This is a genomic window from Streptomyces sp. NPDC086519 (assembly GCF_040686075.1).
GTDB classification, from domain to species: Bacteria; Actinomycetota; Actinomycetes; order Streptomycetales; family Streptomycetaceae; genus Streptomyces; species Streptomyces shenzhenensis.
The window spans coordinates 24,537-41,874 of record NZ_JBFBJL010000053.1; the positions used below are offsets into that span (position 1 = coordinate 24,537).

Annotated in this window: 16 protein-coding genes; 12 read left to right on the top strand and 4 right to left on the bottom strand. The window is 72.0% G+C overall.

Annotated elements, in window-relative coordinates:
- The first annotated feature begins 109 nt into the window (after positions 1-109).
- From AB0P24_RS35835 to AB0P24_RS35860, 6 genes are read left to right on the top strand one after another with little or no spacing between them, the layout of a single operon-like run.
- Positions 110-592, top strand: coding sequence for an oxidoreductase (locus AB0P24_RS35835; RefSeq protein ID WP_365801462.1), 483 nt, complete (start codon positions 110-112; stop codon positions 590-592).
- The gene (locus AB0P24_RS35840) at positions 589-2,622 is read left to right on the top strand and encodes a proton-conducting transporter membrane subunit (RefSeq protein WP_365801464.1); all 2,034 of its coding nucleotides are present in this window, start codon (positions 589-591) and stop codon (positions 2,620-2,622) included. Before AB0P24_RS35835 ends, AB0P24_RS35840 begins: the two co-directional genes overlap by 4 nt.
- A 10-nt stretch (positions 2,623-2,632) precedes the next feature.
- Positions 2,633-3,592 (top strand): NADH-quinone oxidoreductase subunit H, encoded by a 960-nt coding sequence (locus tag AB0P24_RS35845; RefSeq protein ID WP_365801466.1) that lies wholly within the window; start codon positions 2,633-2,635, stop codon positions 3,590-3,592.
- Entirely contained in the window at positions 3,589-4,269 is a 681-nt protein-coding gene (locus AB0P24_RS35850; protein ID WP_365801468.1) for a hypothetical protein, read from the top strand. Before AB0P24_RS35845 ends, AB0P24_RS35850 begins: the two co-directional genes overlap by 4 nt.
- Positions 4,269-5,864 (top strand): proton-conducting transporter membrane subunit, encoded by a 1,596-nt coding sequence (locus AB0P24_RS35855; protein ID WP_365801470.1) that lies wholly within the window; start codon positions 4,269-4,271, stop codon positions 5,862-5,864. The genes AB0P24_RS35850 and AB0P24_RS35855 overlap by 1 nt, the downstream gene beginning before the upstream one ends.
- Positions 5,865-5,868: 4 nt before the next feature.
- Complete coding sequence (locus tag AB0P24_RS35860; protein WP_365801472.1) at positions 5,869-7,350, top strand: NADH-quinone oxidoreductase subunit C; 1,482 nt, start codon at positions 5,869-5,871, stop codon at positions 7,348-7,350.
- Positions 7,351-7,532: 182 nt separating this feature from the next.
- Here the strand turns inward: AB0P24_RS35860 and AB0P24_RS35865 are convergent, their stop codons facing one another.
- Positions 7,533-8,006, bottom strand: a complete 474-nt coding sequence (locus AB0P24_RS35865) for an ATP-binding protein (protein WP_365801474.1) — start codon at positions 8,004-8,006, stop codon at positions 7,533-7,535.
- Positions 8,003-8,341: a metalloregulator ArsR/SmtB family transcription factor gene (locus AB0P24_RS35870; RefSeq protein WP_365801476.1), complete on the bottom strand. Its 339-nt coding sequence runs from the start codon at positions 8,339-8,341 to the stop codon at positions 8,003-8,005. The genes AB0P24_RS35865 and AB0P24_RS35870 overlap by 4 nt, the downstream gene beginning before the upstream one ends.
- Positions 8,342-9,036: 695 nt before the next feature.
- Between AB0P24_RS35870 and AB0P24_RS35875 the strand changes: the two genes are divergently transcribed.
- The 3 genes from AB0P24_RS35875 to AB0P24_RS35885 are packed head-to-tail and all read left to right on the top strand — an operon-like array spanning position 9,037 to position 12,794.
- On the top strand, positions 9,037-10,830 hold the full coding sequence (locus tag AB0P24_RS35875; protein ID WP_365801478.1) for an FAD-dependent monooxygenase: 1,794 nt from the start codon (positions 9,037-9,039) through the stop codon (positions 10,828-10,830).
- 3 nt (positions 10,831-10,833) lie between these two features.
- Positions 10,834-11,889, top strand: a complete 1,056-nt coding sequence (locus AB0P24_RS35880) for a maleylacetate reductase (RefSeq protein ID WP_365801480.1) — start codon at positions 10,834-10,836, stop codon at positions 11,887-11,889.
- The gene (locus AB0P24_RS35885) at positions 11,886-12,794 is read left to right on the top strand and encodes an intradiol ring-cleavage dioxygenase (protein WP_365801482.1); all 909 of its coding nucleotides are present in this window, start codon (positions 11,886-11,888) and stop codon (positions 12,792-12,794) included. Before AB0P24_RS35880 ends, AB0P24_RS35885 begins: the two co-directional genes overlap by 4 nt.
- A gap of 12 nt (positions 12,795-12,806) precedes the next feature.
- Here the strand turns inward: AB0P24_RS35885 and AB0P24_RS35890 are convergent, their stop codons facing one another.
- Positions 12,807-13,751: an AraC family transcriptional regulator gene (locus tag AB0P24_RS35890; protein WP_365801485.1), complete on the bottom strand. Its 945-nt coding sequence runs from the start codon at positions 13,749-13,751 to the stop codon at positions 12,807-12,809.
- A 29-nt stretch (positions 13,752-13,780) separates the two neighbouring features.
- Positions 13,781-14,668 carry a LysR substrate-binding domain-containing protein gene (locus tag AB0P24_RS35895; protein ID WP_365801487.1) on the bottom strand — a complete coding sequence of 296 codons (888 nt, stop codon included), beginning with the start codon at positions 14,666-14,668 and terminating at the stop codon, positions 13,781-13,783.
- A gap of 83 nt (positions 14,669-14,751) precedes the next feature.
- On the opposite strand from AB0P24_RS35895, the gene AB0P24_RS35900 reads away from it, so the two are divergent.
- The 3 genes from AB0P24_RS35900 to AB0P24_RS35910 are packed head-to-tail and all read left to right on the top strand — an operon-like array spanning position 14,752 to position 17,302.
- On the top strand, positions 14,752-15,954 hold the full coding sequence (locus AB0P24_RS35900; RefSeq protein WP_365801489.1) for a thiolase family protein: 1,203 nt from the start codon (positions 14,752-14,754) through the stop codon (positions 15,952-15,954).
- Positions 15,951-16,622, top strand: coding sequence for a 3-oxoacid CoA-transferase subunit A (locus AB0P24_RS35905; RefSeq protein WP_365801491.1), 672 nt, complete (start codon positions 15,951-15,953; stop codon positions 16,620-16,622). The genes AB0P24_RS35900 and AB0P24_RS35905 overlap by 4 nt, the downstream gene beginning before the upstream one ends.
- Positions 16,619-17,302, top strand: a complete 684-nt coding sequence (locus tag AB0P24_RS35910; protein ID WP_365801493.1) for a 3-oxoacid CoA-transferase subunit B — start codon at positions 16,619-16,621, stop codon at positions 17,300-17,302. Before AB0P24_RS35905 ends, AB0P24_RS35910 begins: the two co-directional genes overlap by 4 nt.
- Positions 17,303-17,338 lie beyond the last annotated feature (36 nt).

Consider the following 17,338-nt stretch of genomic DNA (forward strand, 5'->3'; position numbering starts at 1 on the left):
GGCGGAGATCCGCCACCCAGGCACAAGCACCAGGAAAACGCCGTAACTCCAGTCGCGGGGTGACTCACAGGTCACCTGCGGACATGTCCTCACCGTAAGGGAAGGGCTCATGGGCCTGTTGCGCAAGATCCGCACCACCGGCCGGGTGGCCGAGCCGGCACCGCCGCGCCCCGAGGAGGAAGCACCCTCCGCGGCCGAGGAACTGCGCGGGTCGGTGCAGGTGCGGTGTGTCGACGCAGGCTCCTGCAACGGCTGCGAGATCGAGATCGCGGCCGCCTTCAACCCGCTGTACGACGCCGAGCGGTACGGCGCCCGTCTGGTGGCCTCGCCCCGGCACGCGGACGTGGCGCTGGTGACCGGGCCGGTGACCCGGAACATGGCCGAGCCGCTGCGCCGCACGATCGCCGCCATGGGCGAGCCGAAGCTGGTCGTCGCGGTCGGGGACTGCGCGATCAACTGCGGTGAGTTCGCGGGCGGTTACGGCGTCGAGGGCTCCGTCGCCGATGTCCTGCCGGTGGACCTGGCCGTGCCCGGATGCCCGCCGGAACCGGACCAGATCGTGGCGGCGCTCAGGAGGGTGACCGGACGGTGAGCGTGATCCCGGCCGCCCTGGCGACGGCCACCGCACTGGCCGGGGCAGGCGCGCTGGCCGGGATCGTGCTGCCGTACCGGCTGCGGATCCCGGCCGTCGGAGTGCTGACCGCGGGTGTGGGGGTGGGCGGTGGCGCGGCGGGGGTGGCCGCCCTGGGCGGCAGCGGCTGGGCGGACACCTTCCCCGGGGTGCTGCCGCTGGCCGGGGCGCCTGCGGCGGTGGATGCGCTGGCAGGGCTGTTCATGGCGGTGGCGGGGGCCGTCGTGGCGGCGGTCGCGGTGTACGGCATCGGATATGCGGCCGGGCACGGGCCGCACGGGCTGGGCTCGCGCACGGCGCAGGCGGTGCTGCCGCCCTTCGCCCTCACCTTGGTGCTGGTACCGGTGGCGGCGTCGGTGTCCACGTTCCTGGTGCTGTGGGAGCTGATGGCGCTCGGCTCGCTGCTGCTGGTGCTCGCCGAGCACCGGGAGCGGGCCTCGGTAGGGCAGGCGGGCGTCTGGTACGCGGTGATGACGCATCTCGGCCTGGTACTGCTGCTCGCCGGGCTGGCGCTGTTCGCGGCCGGGGCGGGCGGGGAGACCTTCGCCGCCCTGCGGGCAGGCGCGCACACCGTCTCCCCCGCGGTCCGGGGGCTGGTGTTCGTGCTGGTGGCGCTGGCGTTCACGTCGAAGGCGGGCGCGGTGCCGCTGCACGCCTGGCTGCCCCGGGCCCATCCCGAAGCCCCCAGCCCCGTCTCGGCGTTGATGAGCGCCGCCATGGTCAACCTCGGAATCTACGGCCTGGTCCGCACCGGCCTCGACCTGCTCGGCGGCGGACCCGCCTGGTGGTGGCTGGGGCTGATCGCGGTGGGCGGCGCCAGCGCGGTGTACGGGATCCTGCAAGCGGCGATGGCCTCCGACCTGAAGCGGCTGCTGGCCTACTCGACCAGCGAGAACATGGGCCTGGTGCTGATCGGGGTGGGGGCGTCCGGGCTGTTCGCCGCCTACGGTGACCGGCCGCTCGCCGCACTGGCCCTGTGCGCGGCTCTGCTGCACGTGGTCAACCACTCCGCGTTCAAGGCCCTGTTGTTCTGCGCGGCCGGCTCCGTCCTTCGGTCCACCGGTCTGCGGGACCTCGACCGGCTGGGCGGTCTGCGCTCCCGGATGCCCGTCACCGCCGCCCTCTTCGCGGTGGCCGCGCTCGGTGCCGTGGCGCTGCCGCCGGGCAACGGGTTCATCAGCGAGTGGCTGCTGCTGCAGTCCCTGATCCACGGCCTTGCGGTGCCGGGCGTCGCGGTGGCGGTCGTCCTGCCCCTGTCGGTGGCGCTGATCGCCCTGTCGGCCGGTATCGCCGCCGCCGCGTTCGTCAAGGCGCTCGGGGTCGGCTTCTTCGCCCGGCCCCGCAGCGAGCAGGCCGCCTCGGCCGAGGAAGCGCCCTTCCTGATGCTGGCCGGGATGGGGCTGCTCGGGGCGGCGTGCGCGGTACTGGCGCTGGTGCCCGGGCTGCTGGGCGACAGCCTGGACCGGGCTGTGGGCGCCACGGGGCTGCCGGGCGGCGGCGCGGTCTCGGGAGGCGGGCTTGAGGTGCGGCTCGCCGACATCTCCGCGGCGCTGTCGCCGGTGTGGGTGGTGGCCGCCCTGGCCGTGGCGCTGATGCTGGCCGTCGGTCTGCCCCGGCTGTACGGGCGCAGACGGCGCCGGGCGAACGCTCGGCTGTGGGACTGCGGTGGCGGGGCGCCGACGCCGCGCATGGCGTACACGGCGACCTCGTTCGCGGAGCCGTTGCAGCGGGTTTTCGACGACGTCCTCGCCCCGGAGCAGGACCTGAACGTCACACCGGTGCGGGAGTCGGCGTACCTGGTGGAGCGGGTGCGTTTCCAGCGCCGGGTGCCCGACCGGATCGAACACCGGCTGTACGAGCCGGTGTTGCGGGCGCTGAACACGGCCGGGCAGTCGGCCCGGCGGCTGGCGGGCGGCAGCGTGCACCTCTATCTCGGCTACGGCTTCGCCGGCCTGGTCCTGCTGCTGTTGGCCTTGGCCGTGGGCTGGTGAGGGCGGACAGATGAGTGCTGCTGTCGGATACGCGGCCGTGGCCGGGCAGGTCGTCGTGGTCGGCGCCGGGGCGCCGCTGCTGACCGGGTGGATGCGGCAGGTCCGAGCCCGGCTGGAGGGCCGGGCCGGGGCCGGGGTGCTCCAGCCCTGGCGGGACGCGCGCAAGCTGCTGCGCAAGGAGCCCATCACCCCCGTCGGGACCGGGCCCGCCTTCCGGGCCGCCCCCGCCCTGCTGGTGGCGACCACGGTGGTCGCCGCCGCCCTGGTGCCGCTGCTGTCCACCGACACCCCGGTCAGCTCCCACGCGGACCTCATCGTGGTGGTGGCGTTGATCGCGCTGGGCACCCTGGCGCTGGCCCTGGCCGGGCTGGACACCGGCACCGCGTTCGGCGGGATGGGCGCCTCCCGGGAGATGACGGTGGCGGCGCTGGTGGAACCGACCATCCTGCTGTCGGTGTTCGCGCTGTCGATTCCGGCCGGCACCACCAACATCCCGGCCATCGTCAGCGGCGCGGTCGACGAGCCGGCCCGTCTCGCCTCCCCGGCGGGTCTGCTGGCCACCGCCGCCCTCTCGGTCGCCGTGCTCGCGGAGACCGGGCGGCTCCCGGTCGACAACCCCTCCACCCACCTCGAACTGACCATGATCCACGAGGCGATGGTGCTGGAGTACGCGGGTCCCGACCTGGCGCTGGTCGAACTCGGCTCGCAGTTGCGGCTCACCCTGCTGCTCGGCCTGCTGTCCTCGCTGTTCGTGCCCTGGGGCATCGCCACCAGCGCCTCGTGGGCCGGCCTGGCCGTGGCCCTGGTGCTGTTCGCGGCGAAGCTGGTCCTGCTGGGCGCGGTGCTGGCCGCGGCCGAGGTGTTCTGGGCCAAGGTCCGGCTGTTCAGGGTGCCCGAACTCCTCGCCGGATCCTTCCTGCTGGCGGTCCTCGCGGTGGCCACCTCGTACTTCCTGAGCGGAGCGTCATGACCGGCGGCCTGTTCACCCAGCTCCTCGACCTGGCGTGCGGCGCCTTCCTGCTGGCGGCCGTGGTGGTGCTGTGGCGGCGCGAACTGGCGGCGATCGTGCGGTACTTCGCCCTGCAGGGGGTGGCACTCGCCGTGCTCGCCGTGCTCCTCGGCATTCACGAGGCGCGCTGGGATCTGGTCGGTGTCGGGCTCGGCATCGGTGTGCTGAGGGCGGGTGTCCTGCCGTATCTGATGCGCCGTGCTCTGTCCGCGCTCAGCGCCGACGGCGTGCACAGCGAGGAGGTACGGGAGACCCAGCCCCTGGTCAACGTCGCCGCCTCCCTGCTGACTGCCGCGCTGCTGACCCTGCTGGCCTACGCCGTCGCCCGCCCGCTGACCGAACTGCACCCCACCCCGGCGACCCGCGCCCTGCCCGTCGGCCTCGCCGTGGTGCTGATCGGTTTCTTCGTGCTGGTCACCCGCAGGCGGGCCCTTGCCCAGGTGGTCGGCTTCCTGCTCCTGGACAACGGCATCACCGCCACCGCGCTCCTCGCCACCTCCGGGGTGCCGCTGATCGTCGAACTCGGCGTCTCCTTCGACGTGTTGCTGGCGGTGCTGGTGCTGCAGATCCTCACCACCCGGATGCGGGAAGCGTTCGGCACCACCGACATCGACGACCTGCGGGAGCTGCACGACTGATGAACGCCACCGCCTCCGCCCTGCTGCTGACCGCGCCCGCGGCCGTTCCGCTGCTGGTCGCCGGGGCGTACGCGCTGCCCGGACCGCGCACCCGCTCGACCGTCACGGCGTTCCCCGCGCAGCTCGCCGAGGCCCGGCCGCGGGTGTCCCCACAGGGCGCCGTCCTGGTCACGGAGGCCCCCGAACCAGGCCAGGTGCCTGACCGGCACGGATGGGACCGGGCCGGTCTCGTCTCACCCGTCGCGATCCTCACGTGCGGGAGCCTGCTCGCCGCCGGCGTCCTCGCGAACGGGCCACGAACGGCGTACTCGGGACTGCTGCGCGCGGACGCGCTGACCGCCTGGATGCTGCTCGTGGTCGGCGCCGTCGCCCTGATCGCCTGCGGCTCGGCACCCGCGTATCTCGCCGGTGAGCGGGCCGCCGGGCGGGCGAGCGAGCGGACCGCGTGGCGCTACCACGCTCTCGTCCACTCCTTCCTGGCCGCGATGTGCCTCTCCGTGGTGACCGCCAACCTCGGTGTGCTGTGGGTCGCCGTCGAGGCCACGACGATCATCACCGCCTTCCTCGTCGGCCACCGCCGCACCCGGACGTCCGTGGAAGCCGCCTGGAAGTACGTGGTGATCTGCTCGGCCGGCATCGCGCTGGCCTTCCTCGGCACCGTCCTGATCTACTACGCGGCCCGGCAGGCCGGCATCCCGGAGGCGTGGGCGCTCGACTGGCCCACCCTCGTCTCGCGCGCCGACCGCCTCGACCCGGCCGTCACCCGGCTCGGCATCACCCTGGTCGTGCTCGGCTTCGGCACCAAGGCCGGGCTGATCCCCTTGCACGCCTGGCTGCCCGACGCCCACAGCCAGGCCCCCGCACCGGTCTCCGCACTCATGTCGGGCGTCCTGCTGTCCGTGGCCTTCGCCGCGATCCTGCGCTACCGGGTCATCGCCGACGCCGCCCTCGGCCCCGGCTTCATCCGTGTCCTGCTCGCCGCCATCGCCCTGCTCACCCTCGGCCTCGCGGCCGGTCTGCTGCTCGCCCAGCGCGACTACAAGCGGATGCTGGCCTACTCCAGCATGGAGCACATGAGCCTGATCGCGCTGGCCGCGGCGATCGGCAGCCCGCTCGCCCTGTCCGCCGCGCTGCTGCACATCGCCGGCCACGGGCTGGCCAAGTCGGTCGCCTTCTGTGCCTCCGGCCGCATCCTGCACATCACCGGCACGGCACGGATCGGAGGGGTACGCGGGCTGCTGGCCAAAGCGCCCGCGACGGCCGGAGTGTTCGGGCTCGCGGCGGTGGCGCTGATGGCGTTTCCGCCCTTCAGTCTCTTCGCCTCCGAACTGGGCATCGCCCGCGCCGGGTTCGCGGCCGGTACCGGCCTTGCCTGGGCCACCGCGGCGGCCCTGTCGCTCGTCCTGGTGGCTTTCGCCGCGCTGGCCGCCCGCACGGCCCGGATGCTGCTGGGGCCCGGATCACCGGGCGAGGAGAGTCCGTCCGCTCTTGGGCCCCTGATGCTGGGCCTGGCCGCCTGCGCCGCCCTGGGCGTCACCCTCGGCCCGCTCACCGGCCTGCTGCACGCCGCCGCCCACGCGATCGGAGGCCAGTGACGCGATGCGCAAGAGCTACCAGAGCAGCGCCGCCACCCTGCCCCAGCATGCCGAGAACCTGCTCGCCCAGGGCCACCGGCTCGTCCTGGTCGCCGCGCACATCGACCAGGACGGGCCACGTGTGGTGTACCTGTTCGCCTCCGGGCCGCCCGATACGCGCGTGGAGCTGAACGTCCGTCTCGACCCCGACCGGCCGGAAGTGCCGTCGCTGGCTCATCTCTCCTTCCCGGCGGGCCGGTTCGAGCGGGAGATGCGCGACCTGTTCGGCATCGTCCCCCAGGGCCACCCCCTCCCGCGCCGTCTCGTCCGGCACTTCCACTGGCCGCGCGGCTGGTACCCGATGCGCCCCGATGCCGGGCCCCCGCCTGCTTTCGGCGAGCAGGAGGGCCCGTACCCCTTCCTGGAGGTGGAGGGCGACGGCGTGTACGAGATCCCGGTCGGCCCGGTGCACGCCGGGCTGATCGAACCGGGCCACTTCCGCTTCTCCGTGGTCGGCGAGACCATCCTCAAGCTCAAGGCCCGCCTCTGGTTCGTCCACAAGGGCATCGAGAAGCTGTTCCAGGGCCGCGGCGTCGCCGCCGGCCTGCCGCTGGCCGAGCGCATCAGCGGCGACACGGCCGTCGGACACGCCCTGGCCTACTGCCTGGCCGTCGAGGAGGCCACCGGCACCGAGGTCCCCCAAGAGGCGCAGCGCGCCCGCGCGATGCTCCTCGAACTGGAACGGATCCACAACCACGTCGCCGACCTCGGCATGCTCTGCAACGACGTCGGACACGGCATCCTCAACGCCCACGCCCAACGGGTGCGCGAACAACTCCTGCGCCTCAACCGGGACATCACCGGGCACCGGCTGCTGCGCGGCGGCGTCGTCCCGGGCGGCGCGGCCCTGCGCGCCCTGCCCGACCCGGCCCGGCTCAAGGCGATCGGTGAGGACATCCGCGAGATCACCGGCCTCGCGCTCGGCCACTCCACCGTCCGCGACCGCTTCACCGGCACCGCCGTCCTGCACACCGCCGCGGCCCGGGAGATCGGCTGCCTCGGCTACGTCGCCCGCGCCAGCGGCATCGCCGACGACGCGCGCGTGACGCACCCCTTCACCGCGTACGGTGAGCAGCTCAAGGTGCCCGTGCACGACGGCGGCGACGTCCTGGCCCGCTTCTTGGTCCGCGCCGAAGAGATCGACGTGTCCCTCTCCCTGATCGAGCACTTCGCCGACGGGCTCGCGGCCCCCATGGCCCTGCTGGCGCCCCCACCGGCGCCCGGTGCGGGCCCCCGCAGCGGAGTGGGCCTCGTGGAGGGCTGGCGCGGCACCATCGCCACCCGCGTCGAACTCGCACCCGACGCCACCCTGACCCGGGTCAAGCCCGTCGACCCGTCCTTCTTCAACTGGCCCGCCCTACCGGTCGCGTTGGCGGACACGATCGTCCCGGACTTCCCGCTGACCAACAAGAGCTTCAACCTCTCCTACGCGGGCAACGACCTGTAGCGGTTCCCGCCCCGCAGCACCGTGCGCCCGTGCGGCCCGTGGGGGCATGCGGGAGAAGCATGGGTGCGCCCGCCCATGGGGACGCGGGGCGCGCCGCTCCACCTGGGCCGGCCGGACAGCTGATCTGTCACCGTGTCGTCTCCTCCTTGTTCCCTGTCTTGTTCCCTGTGAGGTCCACGCCGCTACGACACGACGCTGAACCGCACGAGGACGACCTTGCCGTCGTGGTCGACGGCGGGTTCCGCGCTGACCTCGCCGTCGTAGTCGGCGGCCAGCTCGGCCACCATCCGCAGCCCCGCGCCCATGCCCCCGTCGCTGAGATCCGGCAGTCTCGGTTCGGCGTCCGCGACGCTGACGACCAGTTGCCCGGCCGCGACGGTTATCCCCACGTCCATCACCGGCGACCCGGGGGCGTGCCGGAGCACGTTCGCGACCAGCTCGCTGACCACGAGCAGCACGGCGTCCGCGAACGCTGAGCCCGGTGCCACCCCGGCGGCGGGAAGGTGCTCGGAGACCGCTTCCCGGGCCCGGCGCACCGCCCCGGGTCCCGGCCGGAACGAGGCGATGTGCCGCTGCACCGCGGGCAGTGCGTGCTCGACGGCCGCGTCCGGCCGCCGGCGCCGCCACGGCGGCCGGAATCCGCCGGTGTCGCTCACCGTGCCGGCTCCGTGGCGCGCAGCTCGTCCAGCAGGTCCTGGCGGCCGGTCAGCAAGGCGGCCAGGATCCGCCGCGCGGCGGCGAGGAGCTCGGCCACATCGCCCCCCGCCAGCTCGTACACCACCGTCGAACCCGTGCGCGTGGCGGTCACGATGCCCGAGCGGCGCAGCACGGCCAGCTGCTGGGACAGGTTCGACGGCTCGACCTCGATCGCGGCCAGCAGTTCGCGCACCGGCTTCTGCCCGTCCTGCAACAGCTCCAGCACCCTGATGCGCACCGGGTGACCGAGCATCCGGAAGAACTCGGCTTTCGCCTCGTACAGCGGAACCGGCATCCCGTTCACCCCGCGTCCACCCCGTGCCTCCGCGCCGGCAGCGCCTCGGCGACTTCGTTCACTGCGACCTCCGGGCTCCGGCCCACCTAGACTCCACGGCAACTAACCAATTGAAGAACTCTTCAATTGTAGAGCTCCGGACGAACGCCCGCTCCGGCCCGTGCGGGAGTCAACGGCGTGGACATGAGCCGCGACAGGGCCACGGGGGCCTTCACCTCTCCATGACGTCCGGAGTATTGACACCCCATGAAACAACTCAACGGGTCGCCGGCCACTCTCCGGCGCGGCGTCCGGCAGCATCCCGGCATCCGTGCTCCGGCGGCTGTCGGGGACAGTCACCGAGGGGAACCACCCGACCACGTCGTCACATTGGCGCCGCGGACGCCGGGCGCGGCTTCAGAAGTCCGGGCCCCTGAGGCGTGCTGAGCCGCCCAGGACGTCCGGCCCGGCGGGCCCGGCACCTGCCGGCAGCCGGCTCAGAGCAGCCGCCGCGCTCTGCGGCCAGGACCGCGGCGAAGCCGCCGGGAGCGTCGAAAGCCCGGCTGCGGTACGAGTCGACGGTGCCGTTGCTTTCACCGATCCGCCATGCCTTGGCGTTCCCGCCGACCTGAGCACCGAACCGTTCCCCGGCCGCCCGGTCGATCCCACACTGGCATCGCCGGCGACGGGGCCGGTTCGATGAAAGGCTTCTCACGATGCCCATGTTCAACGACGGGATCTCCGAGACCGAACTGCCCACCGACGCGGTCGTGACAACCGACGTCGTGGTCGTCGGTTCGGGTCCCGCGGGCGCGTCCGCCGCGCTGCTGCTGTCCACCCTCGGCGTCGGCACGATCATGATCACGAAGTACCGGTGGACGGCCAACACCCCCCGCGCGCACATCACCAACCAGCGGACCATGGAGGTCTTCCGCGATCTCGGCATCGAGGAGCAGGTGCTGGCGGACGCCACCGAGCACGACCTGGTCGGTGACACCGTCTTCTGCACGAGCATCTCCGGTGACGAGATCGGGCGGATCCACACCTGGGGCACCCGCCCCGACCGGGAGGCCGACTACCGGCTCGCCTCGCCGTGCCTGACCGTCGACATCCCGCAGACCTACCTGGAGCCGATCCTGGTCCGCAACGCGGCCCAGCGCGGCGCCCAGACGCGGTTCTCCACCGAGTACCTCTCCCATGTCCAGGACGCCGACGGCGTCACCGTGCAGGTGCTGGACCGGCTCACCGGCCAGGAGTACGGCATCCGCGCGAAGTACCTGATCGGCGCGGACGGGGCGAGGTCCAAGGTGGCGGCGGACCTCGACCTGCCGTTCGAGGGCGCGATGGACATCGCCGGCTCGATGAACATCACGTTCAAGGCCGACATCGCGCGTTACGTCGCCCACCGGCCGTCCGTCCTGTACTGGGTCATCCAGCCGGGTTCCCATGTGGGCGGCATCGGCGCCGGACTCGTGCGGATGGTCCGTCCGTGGAACGAGTGGCTGATCGTCTGGGGCTACGACATCGCCGAGGAGCCCCCGGTCGTCGACGAGCAGCGCGCCAGGCAGATCGTGCGCAATCTGATCGGGATCCCGGATCTCGAGGTGGAGATCACCGGCACCAGCCTGTGGGGCAACAACGAGATGTACGCCACGCGCTTGCAGTCGGGCCGGGTCTTCTGTGCGGGCGACGCCGTCCACCGGCACCCGCCGAGCAACGGCCTGGGCTCCAACACCTCCGTCCAGGACTCCTACAACCTCGCCTGGAAGATCGCCGCGGTGCTCAAGGGGCACGCGGGGCCGGGCCTGCTGGAGACCTACACCGCCGAGCGGGCACCGGTCGCGGAGCGCATCGTGAAGAGGGCCAACAAGTCCAGCCGTGAATTCGTCGACATCTTCGCGGCGTTGGGCGTCCTGGAGGCCAAGACCGGGGCCGAGATGGCTGCCGCCATCAAAGAACGCAAGGCCAACACTCCTGCGGGCGCCGCCAAGCGGGCGGCCCTCGTACGGGCGATGGAACTCAAGAACTACGAGTTCAACGCCCACGGGGTCGAGCTCGGCCAGCACTACACCTCGGCCGCTGTCCTCTCCGACGGTGCCGAACCGCCCGCCCCGGCCCGCGACGCCGACCTCTACTACGAGATGTCCACCGTCCCCGGCGCGCACCTGCCGCACGCCTGGGTCGGCGACAACGCCCACCGCCACGCCCTGATGGACCTGGCCCCCTACGACCGCTGGACCCTGCTGACCGGCATCGCGGGCGAGGCATGGCAGGACGCCGCCGAGAAGGTCGGCCACGAGCTCGGCGTCCCGCTGGGCACCGTGGTCATCGGCCCCGGCCAGGAGGTCACCGATCTCTACTACGACTGGGCCAAGCTGCGCGAGATCAGCGAGAGCGGTGTCCTGCTGGTCCGGCCCGACAAGCACATCGCCTGGCGGGCGGCGGAACTGCCCGAGCGTCCTGCCGACGAACTGCGCGATGCCCTGCTCTCGCTCCTGGGAAGGAACTGACCCGTGCGGTTCGTACACGACACGCTGCCGCAGCGGGTGAGGTTCGCCTCCGGCGCCGCGGCCGAGGAACTCGCCGCCGAAGTCGCCACCCTCGGCGCACAGCGGGTGATGGTGATCGCGGGGACGGCCGAGGCGGAACCGGCCGCCCGCGTCACCGCCGGCCTTCCCGTCGTCCACCGGCACGACGACGTCGCCATGCACGTCCCGGTGGAGGTGGCGCGGCGGGCGCGGGCCGCCGCCGTGGAGCGGGAGGCGGACGCCCTGGTCAGCGTGGGCGGCGGCTCGACCACCGGCCTGGCCAAGGCGGTCGCGCTGACCACCGGGCTGCCGATTGTCGCGGTACCCACCACGTACGCCGGCTCGGAGGCCACCGCGGTCTGGGGTCTGACCGAGAACGCGGTCAAGACCACCGGCTCCGATCCGAAGGTCCTGCCCCGCGCGATCGTCTACGACGCCGCACTGACCCTCGGTCTGCCCGTCACGCTGAGTGTCGCCTCGGGCCTCAACGCCCTCGCGCACTGTGTGGACTCCCTGTGGGCCCCTCGAACCGACCCCCTCAACCAGGCCCTGGCCGTCGAGGGCGCCCGGGCCCTGCGCACCGGTCTGCCGCTGGTCGCCGCGGAACCGGACGCACTGGAAGGCCGGGAGAAGGCACTGTACGGCGCCTACCTGTCCGCGGCGGCCTTCGCGTCGGCAGGCTCCGGTCTGCACCACAAGATCTGCCATGTGCTGGGCGGCATGTTCAACCTGCCGCACGCCCAGACCCACGCCGTCGTCCTGCCGCACGTCCTGGCATTCAACGCTCCCGGCGTTCCGGACGCCGAACGGCGTCTGGCGGCATCCCTGGACGCGCCCACCGCGACGGAGGGGCTGGCGCGGCTGTATGACGAGCTCAAGGCCCCGCGCTCGCTGCGTGAGCTCGGCATGCCAGCCGACGGCATCATCGAAGCAGCCCAGGCCGTGCTGGCGGCGGCCCCCGCCGGCAACCCCCGGCCCGTCACCCTCGACGCGATCACCGGCCTCGTACGCCTGGCATGGGAAGGAGCCGAACCCCGATGACCCACGTCACCACCCCCGGCACCCCGGTCTCCGCCGCGCAGCTGGAACGGGAGGCCGACATCACCCGCCAGGTGCTCGAGTCCTTCGACGGCTGCGCGGATCCGCGACTGCGGCAGGTCCTGCAGTCCCTGGTCCGCCACCTGCACGCGTTCGTCCGGGAGGTCCGCCTCACCGAGCGGGAATGGGACACGGGCATCGAGTTCCTCACCCGCACCGGGCACATCACCGACGAGCGCCGCCAGGAATTCATCCTGCTCTCCGACGTGCTCGGGGTCTCCATGCAGACGGTCGCCGTCAACAACGAGGCCTACGGCGACGCCACCGAAGCCACCGTCTTCGGACCGTTCTTCGTCGAGAACAGCCCCGAGATCGCCCAGGGCGGCGACCTCTCCTTCGGCGCGGCCGGACAGCCGTGCTGGGTGGAAGGCACCGTCACCGACACCGCCGGAGAACCGGTCCCCGGAGCGCGGATCGAGGTGTGGGAGGCCGACGAGGACGGCTTCTACGACACGCAGTACGGCGACGAGCGGATGGCCGCGCGGGCGCACCTGTTCACCGACGCCGAGGGCCGCTACCGCTTCTGGGGGCTGACGCCGACGCCGTATCCCATCCCCCACGACGGACCGGTCGGGGGTCTGCTGGAGGCGACGGACCGCTCGCCGATGCGGGCTTCGCATCTGCACTTCATGGTGAGTGCTCCCGCCCTGCGCACCCTGGTGACGCACATCTTCGTCAGCGGTGACGAACTCCTCGACAGCGACTCCGTGTTCGGTGTGAGGGAGTCGCTGGTCAAGGACTTCCACGAGCAGCCGCCGGGTACGCCCGCGCCGGACGGACGGGATCTGGGCGACCGGTCGTGGTCCCGGGTCCGCTTCGACATCGTGCTGGCGCCCGACGGCAGCTGAGGGGGCCGGGCATCAGTTTCCGGCCTGCGCCCGGGCCTGACGCAGCACGTCGGTGGCACGCAGCCCGAAGTGCTGCCTGAACCGGTGGGAGAAGTGGGAAGCCGATCCAAAACCGCAGCGCGCCGCGACTTCGGCCACAGTCGTCCCTCCTGCCTTCTGCAGCAGCATCCGGGCGCGCTCCAGGCGACGGTGGAGCAGGTACTGGGGGACGGTCGTACCGCCCGAGGCGAAGACCCGTGAGAGGTGACGCTCACTGATTCCGACTCCTCGGGCGACGCGGCCCGCCGAGAGAGCCGGATCGGCCAGGTGCTCGTCGATGTATGCCTTGGCGACGGTCAGATGGACAGCGGTGAGGGACGGTGTCCGCCCGGTCACCACGGCGGCGAGCAGGTCCAGCAGGACGTCCTCGTCCACCCCGGCCGAGGTCTCCGGGCGCAGCGCCCGGGCGGCCAGGGTGGCGAGGGTCCTGGTCTGGACGACGCCCTCGTCGACGACGAGCGGCTGCGGCAGGGACGCCGGCCCGCCGAGCGCGCGCCAGACGTCGTGGGGGACCTTGACCGCCAGCTCCTCCAGGCCGTGCGAGAAACCTCGCATGAACGGCTGGTCGGCATCGCACACCAGCAGTTGCCCGGGGTGCAGCAGCCGGACGCCGTCGTCGTGGTAGAAGAACGCGTCGCCGGCCACGGTCAGGTAGCAGGCCACGGCGTACGACGGGACGCGGCGGATCTCTGCCTGGGGCCGCTCGACGACGTGCGGGCTGCCGCTCACCCTGGCCACGTGCACCCTGGGGAGCTGCAGATTGATCTCCGTCGCGTCCAGGGCGGTGTCCTGAAGGGCACGGCAGCGCAGCCCTATGAGGGCCGTCGCATTGTGCTCTTCCCACAGGGCGACACGTTCGGCCTCGGGAAGACCGGCGGTACTGAAGCGCGCCGGAACCCCTGTCATCCCGCTCGTCATCCCCCCAGGGTAGGCATCGGGCGCTCAAACTACTCCAGGTCGTGGGCGCATCGTTCGATCACGGAGGAGACCTGCTCGACCGCGGGGGTGCTGCCCCGGGCGTGGCCGGCGAGCACCAGGTCGACGGACTCGTTCTCGGTGATCGGCACGTAGGCCACGCTGCCGAGGCTGAGGCTCTGGACCGACGCGGGGACCAGGGCGACGCCGTGTCCCGCTGCCACGAAGACGACCAGGGTGGCCGTCTCGCCGACTTCCATCAGCGAGGAGGGCTGGAATCCGGCACGCCGGCACGCGGCCAGGACCCGGTCGTGCATGGAGGAGCGAGCGGGGTGGATGACGAAGGGTTCGCCGGCCAGGGATTTCAGCGAGATGCTCGGTCGGCCCGCGAGCGGATGGTGGGACGGCAGCACGGCCACCAGGGATTCGGAGCGCAGAAGCGTGGTGCGGATGTCCTCGTGGCCGGCCGTGCCGCGCAGGACGGCAAGGTCGTAGGTGCCGGCGCGCAGGCCTTCGACCAGGTCGGGGGTGAGGAGTTCACCCCGAAGGTCCATGGTGATCCCGGGTAGCCGGGCGTGTACCGTACGTGCGACGCGCGGCAGCAGGTCGTAGGTGGCCGTGCCGATGAAGCCGATGGAGACCCGGCCCGCGCGGCCGGTGGCCAGTTCCGTCATGTGCCGTCGGGCTCGTTCCTCCTCGGCGACCAGGAGGCGCGCGTGCTCGACGAGGTGCCGGCCGGCCTCGGTGAGCGCGACGTGCCGGGTGGAGCGGACGAACAGCGCGATCCCCAGGTCCTTCTCCAGCTGTTTGATCTGCTGCGAGAGCGCGGGCTGCGCCACGTGCAGGCGGGCGGCCGCACGGCCGAAGTGGCATTCCTCTGCCAGTGCCAGGAAGTAGCGGATCTGCCGTAGCTCCATCATCACCTCATTTTATAAGCCACGGTTATCAAACGATCGCCATTAGGTCTTGGACGGACTGACGGACGGGCTCATACGGTGACGAGGTGAGCGACAGTTACCTCTACTCGGCGGCGCGAACTCCCTTCGGACGGTTCTCGGGCGCACTCGCCCGGGTCCGGCCCGACGACCTCGCGGCCCACATCATCAGCGGAACGCTGGCCACAGTGCCGGACCTGGATCCGGCGGAGATCGACGACGTCGTCTGGGGCAACGCCAACGGCGCCGGCGAGGACAACCGCAACGTCGGCAGGATGGCCACCCTGCTCGCGGGACTTCCCACCTCGGTGCCCGCCACGACCGTCAACCGCCTGTGCGGATCGTCCCTGGACGCCGCCCTCATCGCCTCGCGCGCCATCGAGAGCGGCGACATGGACATCGTCCTCACCGGCGGCGTCGAGTCGATGACCCGGGCGCCCTGGGTGCTGCCCAAGCCCGAGCGTGCCTTCCCGGCCGGCGACACGACCGCGGTGTCCACGACGCTCGGATGGCGCCTGGTCAACGAGCGCATGCCCAAGGAGTGGACGGTCTCCCTGGGCGAGGCCAACGAGCAGCTGGCCGACCGTTTCGCGATCTCCCGCGAGCGCCAGGACGAGTTCGCCGTCCGCTCCCACCGTCTCGCCGACGAGGCCTGGAACGAGGGTTTCTACGACGACCTGGTCGTCCCTGTCACCCACGCGGACGGCACCGTTCTGCGGCGGGACGAGGGAATCCGTCCGGGATCCTCCGCGGAGAAGCTCGCCGCGCTCAAGCCGGCCTTCCGCACCGACGGCGTCATCACCGCGGGCAACGCCTCTCCGCTGAGCGACGGCGCCTCGGCGGTGCTGCTCGGCTCGGGCTCCGCCGCGGACCGCATCGGCAGCGCTCCCCTCGCCCGCGTCGCGGGCCGCGGCGTGTCCGCGCTGGACCCGCAGATGTTCGGCTTCGCCCCCGTCGAGGCGGCGAACAGGGCGCTCAAGCGCGCCGGCGTCTCCTGGTCCGACGTCGCCGCCGTCGAACTCAACGAGGCCTTCGCCGTACAGGCGCTCGCGTGCATCGACGCCTGGGAGGTCGATCCGCAGATCGTCAACACGAAGGGCGGCGCCATCGCCCTCGGCCACCCCCTGGGCGCGTCCGGAGGCAGGCTGCTGGGGACTCTCGCCCGCCGTCTGCAGGAATCCGGGCAGCGGTGGGGGGTCGCGGCCATCTGCATCGGCGTCGGCCAGGCGCTGGCCGTCGTGCTGGAGAACGTCGCCGGGAGCAGCCGATGACCGCGCGGCTGTACGCCGACGCCGACGAGGCGGTCGCGGATGTCCGCGACGGCTCGACGGTGCTCGTCGGGGGCTTCGGCATGGCCGGTATGCCCGTGGCACTGATCGACGCCCTGATCCGGCAGGGCGCCAAGGACCTCACCGTCGTCTCCAACAACGCCGGCAACGGCGACACCGGCCTCGCCGCGCTGCTTGCCGAGGGACGGGTCCGCAAGGTGGTCTGCTCCTTCCCCCGCCAGGCCGACTCGTGGGTGTTCGACGGTCTCTACCGGGCCGGAAAGATCGAACTCGAGGTTGTTCCGCAGGGCACCCTCGCGGAACGGCTCAGGGCGGCCGGAGCCGGTATCGGCGCGTTCTTCTGCCCCACCGGCGCCGGCACCCTGCTCGCCGAGGGCAAGGAGACACGCGAGATCAACGGCCGCCTTCAAGTACTGGAGTACCCCATCAGCGGAGACGTCGCACTGATCAGCGCCCACCGGGCCGACCGGATGGGCAACCTGGTCTATCGCAAGACCGCCCGGAACTTCGGGCCCGTGATGGCCACCGCGGCCACCACCGTGGTCGTCCAGGTCCGCGAGATCGTCGAGACCGGCGCGATCGACCCGGAGACCGTCGTGACGCCGGGCATCTACGTCGACCGTGTGGTCAAGGTGGCTGATCACGCATGAGCCGCACTTCTTCACGGACCGGTGGGCAGGGCCCGCTGAGCAAGCACGACATCGCCGCGCTGATCGCTCGCGACATCCCGCACGGCTCCTATGTCAACCTCGGTATCGGCCAGCCGACCCTGGTCGCCGACCATCTCTCCCCCACCGCGGGCGTCGTTCTGCACACCGAGAACGGCATGCTCAACATGGGACCCGCCGCGCAGGGGGCCGAGATCGACCCGGATCTGACCAACGCCGGCAAGGTCCCCGTCACCGAACTGCCCGGTGCCGCCTACTTCCACCACGCCGACTCCTTCGCGATGATGCGCGGCGGCCACCTCGACATCTGCGTGCTCGGCGCCTTCCAGGTCTCCGCACGCGGTGACCTGGCCAACTGGCACACCGGCGCCCCCGACGCCATCCCGGCGGTGGGCGGGGCCATGGATCTGGCGATCGGTGCGAAGAAGGTCTTCGTGATGATGAACCTTTTCGCCCGGGACGGAACGCCCAAGCTGGTGTCCGAGTGCGGTTACCCGCTCACCGGGCTCGCCTGCGTGAACCGCGTCTACACGGACCTGGCGGTGTTCGACATCACCGAGCACGGTGTGAGCGTGCGGCAGACCTTCGGCATCGAAGTGCACGACCTTGCCGATCGCCTGGGCCTGCCGCTCCTCACCGGGTCGCCGCGGCAGCCCGCTTGACAGCGGGCTGCCGGCCTGGCCGAGCTGAGTGCCGTC